16 protein-coding genes and 1 tRNA gene are annotated in these 13,885 nt (G+C 33.1%); 16 read left to right on the top strand and 1 reads right to left on the bottom strand.

Going from position 1 to position 13,885, the window contains the following annotated elements:
• Window positions 1–241 precede the first annotated feature (241 nt).
• The 14 genes from AAFU52_RS11120 to AAFU52_RS11055 all read left to right on the top strand — a co-directional run bounded on the left by AAFU52_RS11120 (window position 242) and on the right by AAFU52_RS11055 (window position 11,904).
• The gene (locus tag AAFU52_RS11120) at window positions 242–808 is read left to right on the top strand and encodes a Crp/Fnr family transcriptional regulator (RefSeq protein ID WP_024769869.1); all 567 of its coding nucleotides are present in this window, start codon (window positions 242–244) and stop codon (window positions 806–808) included.
• Window positions 809–947: 139 nt separating this feature from the next.
• A complete protein-coding gene (locus AAFU52_RS11115) occupies window positions 948–1,364 on the top strand; it encodes a DoxX family protein (RefSeq protein WP_024769870.1) in 417 nt (138 codons plus the stop codon).
• A 256-nt stretch (window positions 1,365–1,620) separates the two neighbouring features.
• Window positions 1,621–2,280: a hypothetical protein gene (locus tag AAFU52_RS11110; RefSeq protein WP_438426430.1), complete on the top strand. Its 660-nt coding sequence runs from the start codon at window positions 1,621–1,623 to the stop codon at window positions 2,278–2,280.
• Between the two features lie 113 nt (window positions 2,281–2,393).
• The gene (locus AAFU52_RS11105) at window positions 2,394–2,588 is read left to right on the top strand and encodes a tautomerase family protein (RefSeq protein ID WP_024769872.1); all 195 of its coding nucleotides are present in this window, start codon (window positions 2,394–2,396) and stop codon (window positions 2,586–2,588) included.
• 57 nt (window positions 2,589–2,645) lie between these two features.
• Entirely contained in the window at window positions 2,646–2,888 is a 243-nt protein-coding gene (locus tag AAFU52_RS11100) for an SDR family NAD(P)-dependent oxidoreductase (RefSeq protein WP_438426429.1), read from the top strand.
• 128 nt (window positions 2,889–3,016) lie between these two features.
• On the top strand, window positions 3,017–3,802 hold the full coding sequence (locus AAFU52_RS11095) for a type 1 glutamine amidotransferase domain-containing protein (protein WP_035091325.1): 786 nt from the start codon (window positions 3,017–3,019) through the stop codon (window positions 3,800–3,802).
• Window positions 3,784–4,152 carry a nuclear transport factor 2 family protein gene (locus AAFU52_RS11090; protein WP_438426428.1) on the top strand — a complete coding sequence of 123 codons (369 nt, stop codon included), beginning with the start codon at window positions 3,784–3,786 and terminating at the stop codon, window positions 4,150–4,152. The genes AAFU52_RS11095 and AAFU52_RS11090 overlap by 19 nt, the downstream gene beginning before the upstream one ends.
• Window positions 4,142–5,209, top strand: a complete 1,068-nt coding sequence (locus tag AAFU52_RS11085; protein ID WP_438426427.1) for an NAD(P)H-dependent flavin oxidoreductase — start codon at window positions 4,142–4,144, stop codon at window positions 5,207–5,209. The genes AAFU52_RS11090 and AAFU52_RS11085 overlap by 11 nt, the downstream gene beginning before the upstream one ends.
• A 241-nt stretch (window positions 5,210–5,450) precedes the next feature.
• Entirely contained in the window at window positions 5,451–6,305 is an 855-nt protein-coding gene (locus AAFU52_RS11080) for a CPBP family intramembrane glutamic endopeptidase (protein ID WP_024769876.1), read from the top strand.
• A 42-nt stretch (window positions 6,306–6,347) separates the two neighbouring features.
• A complete protein-coding gene (gene pafA / locus AAFU52_RS11075; RefSeq protein WP_024769877.1) occupies window positions 6,348–8,042 on the top strand; it encodes an alkaline phosphatase PafA in 1,695 nt (564 codons plus the stop codon).
• 736 nt (window positions 8,043–8,778) lie between these two features.
• Entirely contained in the window at window positions 8,779–9,189 is a 411-nt protein-coding gene (locus AAFU52_RS11070) for a DUF1348 family protein (RefSeq protein WP_438426632.1), read from the top strand.
• Between the two features lie 124 nt (window positions 9,190–9,313).
• On the top strand, window positions 9,314–9,919 hold the full coding sequence (locus AAFU52_RS11065) for an NAD(P)H-dependent oxidoreductase (RefSeq protein ID WP_438426426.1): 606 nt from the start codon (window positions 9,314–9,316) through the stop codon (window positions 9,917–9,919).
• A 91-nt stretch (window positions 9,920–10,010) separates the two neighbouring features.
• Window positions 10,011–11,132 carry an epoxide hydrolase family protein gene (locus AAFU52_RS11060; RefSeq protein WP_438426425.1) on the top strand — a complete coding sequence of 374 codons (1,122 nt, stop codon included), beginning with the start codon at window positions 10,011–10,013 and terminating at the stop codon, window positions 11,130–11,132.
• A 13-nt stretch (window positions 11,133–11,145) separates the two neighbouring features.
• Window positions 11,146–11,904, top strand: a complete 759-nt coding sequence (locus AAFU52_RS11055; protein ID WP_024769881.1) for an SDR family oxidoreductase — start codon at window positions 11,146–11,148, stop codon at window positions 11,902–11,904.
• Window positions 11,905–11,976: 72 nt separating this feature from the next.
• On the opposite strand, the gene AAFU52_RS11050 is transcribed toward AAFU52_RS11055, so the two are convergent.
• Window positions 11,977–12,058 (bottom strand) — tRNA-Leu (locus tag AAFU52_RS11050).
• Between the two features lie 146 nt (window positions 12,059–12,204).
• Between AAFU52_RS11050 and AAFU52_RS11045 the strand changes: the two genes are divergently transcribed.
• Together AAFU52_RS11045 and AAFU52_RS11040 are read left to right on the top strand one after the other, a co-directional pair.
• Complete coding sequence (locus AAFU52_RS11045; RefSeq protein WP_024769882.1) at window positions 12,205–13,146, top strand: ribose-phosphate pyrophosphokinase; 942 nt, start codon at window positions 12,205–12,207, stop codon at window positions 13,144–13,146.
• Between the two features lie 23 nt (window positions 13,147–13,169).
• Window positions 13,170–13,808, top strand: a complete 639-nt coding sequence (locus AAFU52_RS11040) for a 50S ribosomal protein L25/general stress protein Ctc (RefSeq protein ID WP_438426424.1) — start codon at window positions 13,170–13,172, stop codon at window positions 13,806–13,808.
• Window positions 13,809–13,885: the final 77 nt, after the last annotated feature.

The raw sequence follows: 13,885 nt of genomic DNA, 5'->3' as shown, positions 1-13,885 counted from the left end.
TTGAAGAAGAGTAGCTCTATATCAGGCGTTTTAAAAATTGAAGAAGAATATAACCACTTCTGGCTAGATTACTTTTCATCAAAAGTCAATAAATATAAAATGACTAGAAAAGCCTTCAGTATTCAATTGAAAACAACTCAGATAGCCATCTAATTTGCATTTGATGCCAATTCTATTCAAAGATTTCAATATATTGGCCTATATAAATTTTACTATTATAGAATGTAAACCCTCTATTAAAATGGAATTACATCCACTAAAAATACATATTGATGAAATTGTTCCTCTCACAGACAAGGAGTTTGACTATATCTTAGGACACTTTACCGCTGTAAATAAACGGAAAAATCAGTTCATTATACAAGAAGATGATCTAGTTGATAAAGAATTCTGGGTAATTAAAGGTTGTTTAAAATCCTATTTTTTTGATAATACTGGGAAAGAACATATTTTGCAATTTGCGATGGAGAATTGGTGGGTGACCGATTACGATGCCTTTACTAATCAGAAAGTAGCTAATATTTCTGTAGATTGCATTGAAGATTGTGAGCTCTTATATATAACTTATCAAAACCGTGAGAAGCTCAAAGCTGAAATGCACAAAATGGAAAGGTTTTGGGCAAAAAAGACAAAATTGGGTTACATCGCACTTCAAAATAGAATTCTTTCCTTACTTAAAAACACAGCAAAGGAACGCCATGACATGTTTTTCAAGAAGTATCCTGAACTCTTTCAACGTGTTCCTAAAAGATTAATTGCCTCTTATTTAGGCGTCTCTCGTGAAACCTTGAGCAGACTAAATGATTAGCCTTCATATTACTGACAAAAATTTAACTTTCAAATTAACGTGACTTACCTCACACAAATATTGTGATATAGCTCCTATAAGATTAACCTCTTACTTTTCAACTTTGCATCATATATAATTTTAATCTAAAAAGAAAAATATGAAAGCATTAAAAACAGAAAAAAATAGTGATATAGGGTTATTATTGCTCAGATGCACTGTTGGAATATTGATAGTATTTCACGGTATTGCAAATATGAATTCCAACTACGCTTTCATTAAGAGCTTACTTAATGGTATTGGAATGCCAGAATTTCTGGCATATGGAGGTTTTATAGGAGAAATAATTGCTCCAATACTCATTGTAATTGGTTACAAAGCACGCTTGGGCAGTTTAATTTTAGCTTTCTTTTTCTTAGTTGCTATTTTACTTGGGCATAGTTCCGATATTTTTTCTCTTAATCAGTTTGGTGGTTGGGGAATCGAACTTCAAGCCCTCTATTTCTTTGGTGCAATTGTAGTATTCTTTACAGGCGCAGGAAAATATGCCTTATCTATAAATTCCAAATGGGATTAATTTTTTTAACAAGGTGTAAATAATACTACTTACACCTTTAGTTATCTTTCCTCTAATTCCATTTGCAGCAATGAAAAAATGTTTCTTTTTTTTATGCTTGACGATTGTTTGGTCAACTTGTACTGCCCAAATAACAAAAATTGATATTGATGACAATTTCACTCTGGATAGAGTTTACTTAGGATTGAACAGTTCGACCGGAATTAAACTTGACGAGTTAAGTAATACAAATTTCGTCTCATTGCAGACCGGTATTATGATAAGCAACAGACTGAGTCCAACATTAAAAATACGGTCTTTCGGTGCTATGCGTCTTGAAAATAATGAAGAAATAAGCGGTTTTAGTGCTTATGAAATCATCATTACTCCACATAAAAAATTAGCAATTCACATAGGGGCAATGACTACCCCGACCACAGAGTTAAGACCAAATCCAACAACGTGGCAGAGTCAAGTAGAGACAAATGCCCAAGCGAAGATAATCGGTGGGCGTACGGGAATAAAATTACGCTATAATTTGAATTCAAAATCAGCGATTTCCTACGGTGTTTTTAATCATAGTGGAGTATTAGCTCATCATGTAAAATTTAAGTACGATAAAGTAAGTGTTGCGGGTTATATAGAATCTGATTTTTTCTTTACCGCAGTAGAATATCAATCAAAAAAAATCAATGCAACGATAACATATCTGTACAATAAAGAACTATCGGCATCGCTCTTTTATAATTTTTCAAATCAGTATAGTTTATTATTGGATTCCGAATATAATTTCCTTACCGAAAGAGTAATCAAAACCAATATTGGTCTAAGGAAATACTATGCAAGTAAAAAATTGCCTATTCGAGGTTTTTTTGTACTTAGTTATGACCCGGTTTTTGATAAAATACTTCAGGGAGGGTTTATGATTCATATTTAATTTATTTCTATGTGATATACCTCACATAAAATTCGTGATTTACATCCTATTAGACTGAATTCAAATTCTTCAATTTTGGAATGTAAATAAATAATAATCTGAATAGAAAAGTTATGCCATACATAAATATTAAAGTTACTGATGAAGGGTTGACAAAAAGACAAAAGCAACAATTAATTGCAGGAGCAACTCAATTAGTTGTTGACATACTAAATAAAAATCCAGAAACCACGCACGTAGTAATTGATGAAGTGCCACAGGATAACTGGGGAGTGAGAGGGAAACAATATTCAGAACTTAATAAATAAATATAGAAAAATAATGAAAAACAAAACGGTAATTATTACAGGTGCATCATCTGGAAATTGCAAAACACTTTATTGAAAAAAGAGAGCAATGTTATAATGAATTCTTCAAATGAAGAAAATTTGAAGAAAACCTATGAAGAGTTCGAGTCTCCTTTAAATGCTTTCTATTTGGCCGGAGATATAAGCAAGCGAGAAACTGGACAAAAATTAGTGGCGCTGGCCTTGGAAAAATTCGACTCAGTTGATGTTCTGATTAACAATGCTGGTCCATTTACTGAACAGAATAGGAGAAGTAAATGAAATCGCCGAAGCAGCTTACTATTTAGCCAGCGCCGACTTTATAACAGGAGAAACTATTAACTTAGCAGGGGGTCACTTCGTTGGTCACGCTATCTAAAAAAATCTATAAACAATTAGATAAATTCGAAATGAAAAATTTACATAAAATCATCTTAGTAGGAGTTTTGGCCTTAATGAGCACTGCAGGGTATTCTCAAAAATTAAAAAAAACAAAAGTTCTATTTGTAGTTACCTCTCATGATAAGTTGGGAGATACTGATAAAAAAACAGGACTCTGGATTGAAGAATTTGCAACACCCTATTACGAATTAGTTGATCAAGGAGTAAAAGTGGTAATTGCGTCTCCAAAAGGAGGTCAACCCCCAATTGACCCTAAAAGTACATCACCTGATTTTCAGACTGAAACGACTAAACGATTTTACAGTGATTCTAAAACACAGAGAAAATTTAGTAAAACATTAAAATTGAGCGAAGTGAGTCATGAAGATTATGATGCAGTATTTTATCCTGGAGGACATGGTCCGCTTTGGGATTTAGCCGAAGACACTAACTCTATTAAATTAATAGAATCATTTTACAACAACGACAAGCCAATTGCTTTTGTATGCCATGCTCCTGCAGCTCTGCAAAACGTGAAAGATCAAAGCGGTCAAGCGTTAGTAAAAGGTAAAAAAGTTACTGGATTTACAAATGGTGAAGAGGCTGCTGTTGGACTAACCAAAATAGTTCCATTTTTAATTGAAGACATGTTGATACAGAATGGTGCCATTTATAAGAAAGGAGCTGATTGGTCTTCTTTTGCGGTATCCGATGGTTTATTAATTTCTGGCCAGAATCCACAATCTGCAGGTTTAGTAGCTAAAACATTGCTAGAAAAAATTAAATCTATTAAATCATGTTCAGTAAGCAATTAGAAGAAATACAAGCTGTTCTCCAAAATTATTTTGAAGGTATTTATAACGGTGACGTAGTTCAGTTAAAAGAAGTTTTTCATTCAGAAACTCTACTTTTCGGAGATATTAAAGGCGTTCCCTATTTCAAAGCTATAACAGAATATATAGATGGCGTTAAAAGCAGAAAAAGTCCGAGAGACTTAGGCGAAGATTTTAAAATGGAAATACTTTCCATAGAGATATTGGGCAATAATGCGATAGTAAAGGCACAATTACCCATGTTAGGTTACCATTATTTCGACTTTTTGTCTTTAGCTAAAATTAACGAAGATTGGAAGATTGTCAATAAATTATTTACACATGTGGAATAAAACACGAGCATCCGAGTTGCTTAGAATAAAATATCCAATTATTCAAGGACCATTTGGCGGAAAATATTCTTCCGTCAAATTGGTTTCTTCCGTTTCAAATTTAGGGGGTTTGGGTTCATTTGGACTCAATTCCTATAGTCCAGAAGAAATATTGAAGATTGACGAAGATATTAAACGTTCAACTGATAAAGCCTACATGCTTAATCTTTGGGTTCCGTTTAAAGATGACCCTACTAATAGTTTTGAAAAGAAAGATTTTGATGCATTGAAAAAAGCTTTCACGCCTTATTTTGAACAATTGAAGGTTCCTCTTCCTGAAATGCCCAATCCAAAAACACAAAATTTCGAATTACAAGTAGAATCTGTTCTAAAAGCCAGGCCTCACGTGGCTAGTTTTATCTTTGGAATACCATCAAAGGAGATAATTCTTGAATTGAAAAAAAGAGGAATTACTAGCATGGCTACTGCAACTACACTTGATGAAGCCGTTATGATAGAGGAAGCAGGGATTGACTTGGTAATTGCATCTGGGTCGGAAGCTGGAGGACATCGCGCTTCTTTTATGAAATCCGCAGACGAATCTTTGACCTGTACGCGACTTTTGATTCATCAGGTAGTCGATAATGTTAGTACACCTGTAATCGCAGCTGGGGGCATTTCTAATGGAAAAGACATTGCTGATGTGTTAAAACTGGGTGCTGGCGCAGCCCAAATTGGAACAGCTTTTTTGGCAACGAATGAGTCAAATGCTTCAGATCTCCATAAATCTAAATTACTAACTAGTGAAACTATTAAAACCGATCTCACCAAAGTTTATACAGGAAGATTAGCCCGAGTAATTTCAACTGGTTTTTCTAAAGAAAATAATAACATCAAAATTACAGCTCCTTACCCAATTCAAAGTGCTTTTTTAAGCCCGTTGAGAAAGGCTGCCATAGAACAGAACAAGTTAGACTTGGTTGCATTTTATTCAGGACAACCTTCCACAACGCTTAAATATAAGTCTGTGCAGGAGCTATTCGTTTCATTAAAAGAAGAGGCATCAAAATATAGTTAACATTCACGAATAAATGGAAATAAAAACAGATAAATATTTTGAAAAAATAAAGGTGACTTTTAAAAACAATTTAAACAAATGGTTGATAAATTCAAGCGGAATTAATGTTAACGAAACTTACTTTTTCAGAATGAACAAAGTTTATGGTTAGTAGTGTTTTTCTGATTAATAGCTGTAGTGAATTAGGTGATGTTATCCATCCCTTGGTTCTCTCTTAATTTTTAATTAAAATCAAATGTAAATGTCAAAGAATTTATCGAAACGCAAAGAAACTTGGAATACAATTTTTATTTTCCTAATTATTGTTTCAATTGTAAGCACCCCGTTTTATCTTGCAATTGTTAATTTATATCCTTCTAGAATATACGTTGGAGCGCTTATGTGGTGTCCGGCAATAGCCGCAATAATTACACTTAAAATAAAAGGACGACCTATTTCTTCCTTACATTGGAATTGGGCAGATTTGAAATATATTCGCTGGTCTTATTTTACTCCTGCTATATATGTCTTCATTACCTATATACTCATTTGGTTTTTTGGATTAGGAGAATTATCGAATGTAGAGAGCATTATGGAATGGGCTAAAGAACTTGGATTAGTTGGATTTGGGACATTAAAACCAACATTTGTTATAATTATAGGTATTGTTTTGCTAGGAACTGTCGGTGTTATAAGAGCAATGGCAACGGTTTTAGGAGAAGAAATAGGCTGGCGAGGTTTTTTAATCTATGAATCAAGAAAAGTTCTTTCTTTTACCGGTGTATCCCTTTTTGTGGGATTCATCTGGGCATTGTGGCATTGGCCAATACTATTATATTACAGTGAAAATGTCACTTTGGAATTTACAACTTTTTTTGTTTTTGTAATTTCGATGTCATTTATTATGACTTACTATACTTTTAAATCTAAAAGTATATGGCCAGCAGTAATTTTTCACTCGGTAAGTAATGTATTTGTTCAAAAAGTATTCCCACCTTTAACAGAAAAAATCGAAGGAACTGAACATTGGCTTGGAGAGAATGGAATTATGTTTGCCATTGTAACCTTTGTATTTGCAATATACTTTTGGAGAAAAGCACTTAAAGAAAAATTATAATATATACATAAACAGATTTAATAATCAACACAATAAAATTTGATGAACACCCTAATAAAGTCAAAAAGAATAATATCTATTTTAATATTATATCTAATTAGCTCAAATTTTTCTTATGCACAGTCTGATGACTTAAAAAAACCAAAATTGGTCGTTGGAATTGTAGTAGATCAAATGAGGTCTGAACAATTATATAGATATGCAAAAAAATATAGCGAAGATGGTTTTAAAAGAATTTTACGCGATGGATTCAATTTTAAAAACACCCAATATAATTTTACGCCAACAGCTACTGCACCAGGTCACTCATCAATATATACAGGTACAACACCAGCAATGCATGGTATTATAGGTAATAGTTGGTACAATCGGTATAAAAAGAGCTATACCAGCAGTGTGGAAGATACTACCGTAGTTTTAATTGGTAGCAAGAAGCAAAATAATACAGGAGCTTCACCCAAACAGTTATTGACGACTACAATTTCTGACCAACTACGTCTGAATACTAATTTCAGATCAAAAGTAATTAGTGTTTCATTAAAAGACAGAGCAGCTGTATTACCTGGTGGTCATCTTGCCAATGCAGCATACTGGCATGATATCGAAACAAGTCCAGGCTATTTTGTTTCGAGTTCTTATTATATGAATGAATTACCTAAATGGGTAAGTCAGTTTAATAAATTAGAGAAATCGAGCAAATATTTAGATACTGTTTGGAATACGTTATTCCCGATAGAGAGCTATACTGAAAGCTATGGGGATAACAACAAATATGAGGTTGTCCTTGGAGAAAACAGCCCAACCTTCCCTTATGATTTCAAAAAACTTAGAGAAAAATATAGAAAAAGAAATATAGAATATTTGATGTTAGGGTTTTCACCAGCTGGAAATACATTACTCACTGAATTCGCTATGGATGTAGTTAAAAATGAAAAATTGGGTAATGATGAAGAAACAGATATGCTCACTATTAGCTATTCTGTTACGGATAAAGCTGGACATATATTCGGCCCAAATTCAGTTGAAATAGAGGACATTTATATAAGATTGGATCTTGAAATAGGTAAACTTCTAAGATACTTAGACAAAGAAATTGGTAAAGGCGAATATACACTATTTCTTACCTCTGATCATGGTGCAGTTCCAATAGCCTCTTATTTAAATGATCTAAAAATTCCTACTGGAGTCGCGAGAATAACAAGATATAAAGACCAATTAAGTAACTATTTGAACACTAAATATGGAGAAGGTTCATGGATTCAAAATTTCGATGGAGATCAGTTGTATTTGAACAGAAATATCATCAATGAGAAAAAATTACAATTAGAAAGTATTCAACAAGATGCTGCAAATTTTTTAGTAAATCTTGAAGGAATTAGTGGTGCTTTAACTGCCTATCACTTACAAACCAGTCAATATAATTCTGGTTTAAGAGAGCTCATTCAAAATGGATATCAACATAAAAGATCTGGCGATGTTCTTATAACTTTTGATGCTGGTTTAGTTCAAGATGATGATCCTGAAATTGAGGTATCTTCAGTAAAAGGAACCATTCATGGTTCAGGTTATAGTTATGATACTCATGTTCCTTTACTTTGGTTTGGAAATGGAATAACGCATGGAGAATCAGTTAGGAAAGTTTCACCTATTGACATATCATCAACACTAACAATGATGCTTAATCTTCAATTGCCAAGTGGAAATAGTGGAAGTCCATTAATAGAATTATTTAAATAATGTACTCAATAAGTCTATTAATTAAAATGAAACTAAAAAAGCACCTAAAACCATGTATCATTAATTGCTATGGCAAGTGATGATACACAAACACGTTAAGCACAATACTTAGAAATGAACGTCAACTTAAGTAATAAAAAATCAAATTAGAAACCAAAAATGAGAATAGAATCATTTAATGAACATATACACTATAATGATGATAGTATTATTACGAAAGTCATTTTAGAATCGTCGTTTTCAAGAGAGATTAGAATTCTATTGAAGCGGAAACAGATAATGAAAGAGCACAAAGCACCATTTCCAATAATAGTTCATGTTTTGGAAGGAGAAATTGAATTTGGAATTTAGGAAGATGTTCATTTACTAAAAAAAGGAGCAATTATTTCTTTAAATAGAAATATACCTCACAACTTAAAAGCACGAAAGGATAGTAGTGTTCGCTTAACACTTTTAAAGCTTGATAAGCCTGAACGTTTAGACAAAGTAATTGAAGACTCTAAACAATAGCAGTATGAAGATTATAGAAAACCGAAAAGATGTGAGCCAATTGATAAATGCTTTTTATGCTAAAATCAGAAAGAATGTATTATTAGGTCCTATTTTTAATAGGCATATTCAAGATGAAAAATGGTCAGAACATCTTACTAAACTCACTGATTTTTGGGAGACTAATTTATTTGGAATAGCAAAGTTTAAAGGAAATCCATCAGCAAAACATATAAATATTTTAATTATGGAACAAAAACACCCACTTCCACCATTTACGTTGGAAACTGCAAAACAAAAAATTCAAATAGCAGAAGATGCCTGGAATTCTCAAAATCCTGAAAAAGTAAGCTTAGCATATACTGTTGATAGTGAATGGCGAAATCGAAATACATTCATTAACGGTCGAGACAAAATAGTATCTTTTTTAACCAAAAAATGGAAAAATGAATTAGAATATAAATTAAAGAAAGAATATTGGTCACATATAGAAAATAGAATAGCCGTTAGATTTGAATACGAATATAGAAATGAAGATGGAAAATGGTTTAGGGCATATGGCAATGAGAACTGGGAATTTGATAATAATGGACTAATGGATAAAAGGTACGCAAGTATTAATGACCTTGAAATAAAAGAAAAGGATAGACGATTGTAAAAGATATAGAAGTGGGCAAACATGGTTTGGGTCTCTGATATCAAATATAGTAGAACCATAAATGGTTTTTGAAATTATTGAAAACCATTTAGAATTTGTTTATCATCATTAATCGGGAAATAAAATGAATGTAGTGATTATATATTGTCATCCAAGTAAAGAATCTTATACATATAAAATATTAAGACAACTAAAAAAAGTTTTGAGAAACGAAAACATAAAATTTCAAATCTCAGATTTATACGATATGGATTTTCAAGCTGAAATGACTGAACAGGAATACATGCGAGAAGGACTTTTAAATTTAGATTTACCAATTTCAACAGATGTACAAAAAGAACAGAAAAAAATTGAAAACGCAGATTGCATAATTTTCTTGTATCCCGTTTGGTGGAGTGATTGTCCTGCCAAATTGAAAGGTTGGTTTGATAGAGTATATACAGTTGGATATGCTTATGGATATAACACTAAAGGAAAAAAAATTAAGAAAATGAAAACTATCAAATATGGAATCTCTTTATGTACAGCTGGGCATCCTAATGAGTTTTTAGGTGAAATTGGTATTGCCGAAAGTATGAGAAATGTGATGATTGATGACAGATTGGGGCAACGGTTTAATAAAAAGGAGATGATAATATTGGGAGGAACTTTAGACCGAGAAAAAGTCGAGAATGAACATTCTGAAATAGTTAAGAACATTGGGAAACGAATAAAAAAGTACTGTGCTTAACAATGAATATAGTCAAAAGGTAAATATAGTAAAGCATCTTTAGCTAAAAATTAGCCGTTGCTTATTTGAGATAAAAATGTAAATAAAAAATATGATAAAACCCTATTTAATAAATGTGCATCAAGAAATTCTGGATGATTTGAATTTAAGAATCAAAAACACTCGTTGGCCTGATGAAATGGACAATTCTGAATGGAATTATGGCTCTAATTTATCATACATGAAAGAATTAAGCAATTACTGGCTCAATGATTTTAGTTGGAGAAAAGTTGAAAAGGAGATTAATGCATTTCCAAATTTTATGGCAGAAATTGATGGTCATCAAATTCATTTTTTACATATAAAAGGTAAGGGTGAAAAATCTATCCCTCTAATCATCACTCATGGATGGCCAGGCTCATTTATAGAGATGCTAAAACTCATACCACTATTAACTAATGACGAGAATTTTTCTTTTGATCTGGTAATCCCTTCAGTTATTGGATTCGGATTTTCTAGTAAATGTGTAGAATCTGGATGTGACAATGCTTATGTAGCAGGCGTATGGCATAAACTAATGCTCAAACTTGGTTATAAAAAATATGGTGCGCAAGGAGGAGATATAGGTTCTGGTATTAGTACGCGACTAGCAATGAAATATCCTGACCATATAATAGGGATACACCTTAATTATGTTTCTGATTCTTTTCAACCCTATATGACAGAAGAAGAACTTTCTGAAGATGTCATAAAATACAATCAAGGACTTGAAGAATGGGCATCTAGAGAAGCGGGATATGCCTATATACAAAGCACAAAACCAATAACATTGGGGTACGGATTAAATGATTCACCTATTGGTTTGTGCGCTTGGATAGTCGAAAAATTTAATAGTTGGAGTGATAATGAGGGCAACCTTGAAAACATATTTACAAAAGATGAAATATTAGCCAATATTACTCTTTATTGGATAACACAAACCATTCATTCATCTATAAGAATTTATAATGAGAATAGTAAAAACCCGATGAAGTTTGGAGTAAATGACTTCGTGAAACCACCAGTTGCTTATGCTAATTTTCCTAAGGAATTGTCTAGACCACCTAAAGCATACATGTCAAAAGGATATAATGTAACACGATGGACAAACATGCCAAAAGGAGGTCATTTTGCTGCTATGGAACAACCTGAATTGTTAGCTTCCGATATTAAAGATTTTTTCTATTCACTATAACTATTGAAAGAAAATGGAATTTGAAAACAAAAATGTATTAATTACTGGAGGTTCTAAAGGTATTGGCAGAGCTACGGCTATAGCTTTTGCAGAGAAAGGTGCAAACATTGCAATTAACTATAGATCTAATGATCTTGCTGCCAAAGAAACACTTTCGTTATTAAAGAGAGGGAATCACATTTTACTAAAAGGAGATGTGTCAAATGAGGGCACTCCTAAAACACTTATTAGCGATTTCATTAAGAAATACAACACACTAGATGTTTTGATAAATAATGCAGGTGTTGCAATCTTCCATGAAATTGATAATGTAAACTTTGATCATTGGAAAGATGCCTGGCAAACAACAATTAACACAAACTTAATATCCGTAGCTAATCTTTGTTACTGGGCTTCAAAAGCAATGATAAAAAATAATGGAGGTCGCATTGTTAATGTATCATCTAGAGGAGCATTTAGAGGAGAGCCTAACATGCCTGCATATGGATCTAGTAAGGCTGGCCTCAATTCCTTGAGTCAATCACTTGCTAAATCACTTGCAAAGTACAATATAGGAGTTGGTGTTGTTGCTCCAGGGTTTACCGATACAGAAATGGCTACAAGTGCATTAACAGATGAAGAAAAAGAAAGTCTACTACTAGAATCCCCTTTCAAAAGAATGGCGAAGCCTAGTGAAGTAGCGCATGCAATAGTATTTCTTGCATCCAAACAGGCATTGTATTCTTCAGGAGCAATCATTGATGTAAATGGAGCTTCATATTTAAGAACATGATATTCGGAGACTTAAAAGTTGCCCTTAAAAATAACAAAACCCTGACAAGCAATTGTTTATCAGGGTTTCTAGTACTCGAGGTGGGAATCGAACCCACACTCCCGAAAGAACTGGATTTTGAATCCAGCGCGTCTACCAATTCCGCCACTCGAGCATATTCGGATGGCAAAATTAGCAAAATATTTTTTTCTGGCCATTAAATAAGTAATAAAATAAAGGTCAGAGTGAAAATAAATTTCTAAATTTGCACCTTGTTTTCAGAAAAAAGTTTTAACTCATTACAATACAACATTTTACCCTATGCCAACCGCAGTTACAGAAGCAAAATTTTTTACATGTAGTCAAAGTACCGAACTTGCAGAAAAAATAGCAACTGCCTATGGTGCTAAATTAGGTAATGTTATTACATCGACCTATAGTGATGGTGAGTTCCAACCTTCTTTTGAAGAATCTGTAAGAGGATCCAGAGTTTTTATTATTGGATCAACACATCCTAATTCTGATCATCTTATGGAAATGTTATTAATGCTTGATGCTGCCAAAAGAGCTTCTGCTAGACATATCACTGCTGTGATGCCATATTATGGATGGGCCAGACAGGACAGAAAAGACAAACCAAGAGTTCCTATTGCTGCAAAATTAATTGCAAAAATGCTTGAAACAGCAGGAGCTACAAGAATTATTACAATGGATTTGCATGCAGATCAAATTCAGGGATTCTTTGAAAAACCAGTAGATCATCTATTTGCCTCTACTATTTTCTTACCTTATCTGCGATCACTAAATCTAACTGACCTTACGATTGCCTCACCAGACATGGGAGGATCAAAAAGAGCTTATGCCTATTCTAAGGCATTAACGAGCGATGTAGTAATTTGCTATAAACAAAGAGCAAAAGCCAATGTGATTTCACATATGGAACTTATTGGAGATGTAACAGGAAAAAATGTAGTCTTAGTTGATGATATGGTAGATACCGCAGGAACATTAACCAAGGCAGCAGATCTAATGATCGAAAGAGGTGCAAAAAGTGTTAGAGCTATTTGTACTCATCCTATCCTTTCGGGTAGCGCTTATGAGCGATTAGAAAACTCAAAATTAGAAGAATTAATTGTAACCGATTCTATTCCTCTAAAACAAGAAAGTAATAAAATCAAAGTTGTAAGCTGTGCAAATCTATTTGCAGATGTTATGAACAAAGTTCATAAAAACGAGTCGATCAGCTCTAACTTTATAATGTAAATACTAATTAATAAATTTTTAAAATGAAATCATTAACAATCAATGCATCTCAAAGAGAAAGCGTAGGCAAGAAAGCAACAAAAGCCTTACGTAATGCTGGACAGGTACCTTGTGTTATTTATGGTGGAGACACTATTGTACACTTTGCAGCACCAGAAATTGCTTTCAAAAACTTAGTGTATACTCCAAACGTTCATACCGTGGTAATAGCTTTGGATAATGGTACAAAAATAAATGCTATCCTACAGGATATTCAATTTCACCCTGTAACCGATAAAATTTTACATATCGATTTTATTGAAATTTTTGACGATAAGCCAATCACTATGGAGATTCCTTTCAGAACGACAGGAAGTTCAAGAGGGGTTCTTAATGGAGGTGTACTACGTTTTAACCTAAGACGTATTAAAGTAAAAGGTCTTGCAACTAATCTTCCAGATCTTATCGAAGGAGATATCACCAACCTAAAAATCGGAAATAAATTAACCGTTACCGATGTAGCAAGTGATAATTTTACGATCCTACACCCAGACAATACAGTGATCTGTATGATTAAGACATCTCGTACTGCTGTTGAAGACGAAGAAGAAGAAGAAGAAGAAACTGAAGGTGCAGCTGAAGGCGCAACTGAAGGTGCAGAAGCTCCTGCAGCAGAAGCATAATCTTACGGTTTTAATATAATATAAAAGCATTCTGAATTGAATTCAGAATGCTTTTTTTATTTTTATGAAAATTTTCG

The organism is Aquimarina macrocephali (genome assembly GCF_051627225.1).
In the GTDB taxonomy this organism is placed as follows: Bacteria; Bacteroidota; Bacteroidia; order Flavobacteriales; family Flavobacteriaceae; genus Aquimarina; species Aquimarina macrocephali.
Note: the sequence above shows the minus strand (reverse complement) of the source record. Positions and strands in the feature narration are given on the sequence as shown.

Excerpts from the sequence above, each read along its gene's own strand:
- AAFU52_RS11120 (WP_024769869.1), top strand. The coding sequence starts at position 242 with ATGGAATTACATCCACTAAAAATACATATTGATGAAATTGTTCCTCTC.
- AAFU52_RS11115 (WP_024769870.1), top strand. The coding sequence starts at position 948 with ATGAAAGCATTAAAAACAGAAAAAAATAGTGATATAGGGTTATTATTG.
- AAFU52_RS11110 (WP_438426430.1), top strand. The coding sequence starts at position 1,621 with ATGATAAGCAACAGACTGAGTCCAACATTAAAAATACGGTCTTTCGGT.
- AAFU52_RS11105 (WP_024769872.1), top strand. The coding sequence starts at position 2,394 with ATGCCATACATAAATATTAAAGTTACTGATGAAGGGTTGACAAAAAGA.
- AAFU52_RS11095 (WP_035091325.1), top strand. The coding sequence starts at position 3,017 with ATGAAAAATTTACATAAAATCATCTTAGTAGGAGTTTTGGCCTTAATG.
- AAFU52_RS11090 (WP_438426428.1), top strand. The coding sequence starts at position 3,784 with ATGTTCAGTAAGCAATTAGAAGAAATACAAGCTGTTCTCCAAAATTAT.
- AAFU52_RS11085 (WP_438426427.1), top strand. The coding sequence starts at position 4,142 with ATGTGGAATAAAACACGAGCATCCGAGTTGCTTAGAATAAAATATCCA.
- AAFU52_RS11080 (WP_024769876.1), top strand. The coding sequence starts at position 5,451 with ATGTCAAAGAATTTATCGAAACGCAAAGAAACTTGGAATACAATTTTT.
- pafA (WP_024769877.1), top strand. The coding sequence starts at position 6,348 with ATGAACACCCTAATAAAGTCAAAAAGAATAATATCTATTTTAATATTA.
- AAFU52_RS11070 (WP_438426632.1), top strand. The coding sequence starts at position 8,779 with ATGGAACAAAAACACCCACTTCCACCATTTACGTTGGAAACTGCAAAA.
- AAFU52_RS11065 (WP_438426426.1), top strand. The coding sequence starts at position 9,314 with ATGAATGTAGTGATTATATATTGTCATCCAAGTAAAGAATCTTATACA.
- AAFU52_RS11060 (WP_438426425.1), top strand. The coding sequence starts at position 10,011 with ATGATAAAACCCTATTTAATAAATGTGCATCAAGAAATTCTGGATGAT.
- AAFU52_RS11055 (WP_024769881.1), top strand. The coding sequence starts at position 11,146 with ATGGAATTTGAAAACAAAAATGTATTAATTACTGGAGGTTCTAAAGGT.
- AAFU52_RS11045 (WP_024769882.1), top strand. The coding sequence starts at position 12,205 with ATGCCAACCGCAGTTACAGAAGCAAAATTTTTTACATGTAGTCAAAGT.
- AAFU52_RS11040 (WP_438426424.1), top strand. The coding sequence starts at position 13,170 with ATGAAATCATTAACAATCAATGCATCTCAAAGAGAAAGCGTAGGCAAG.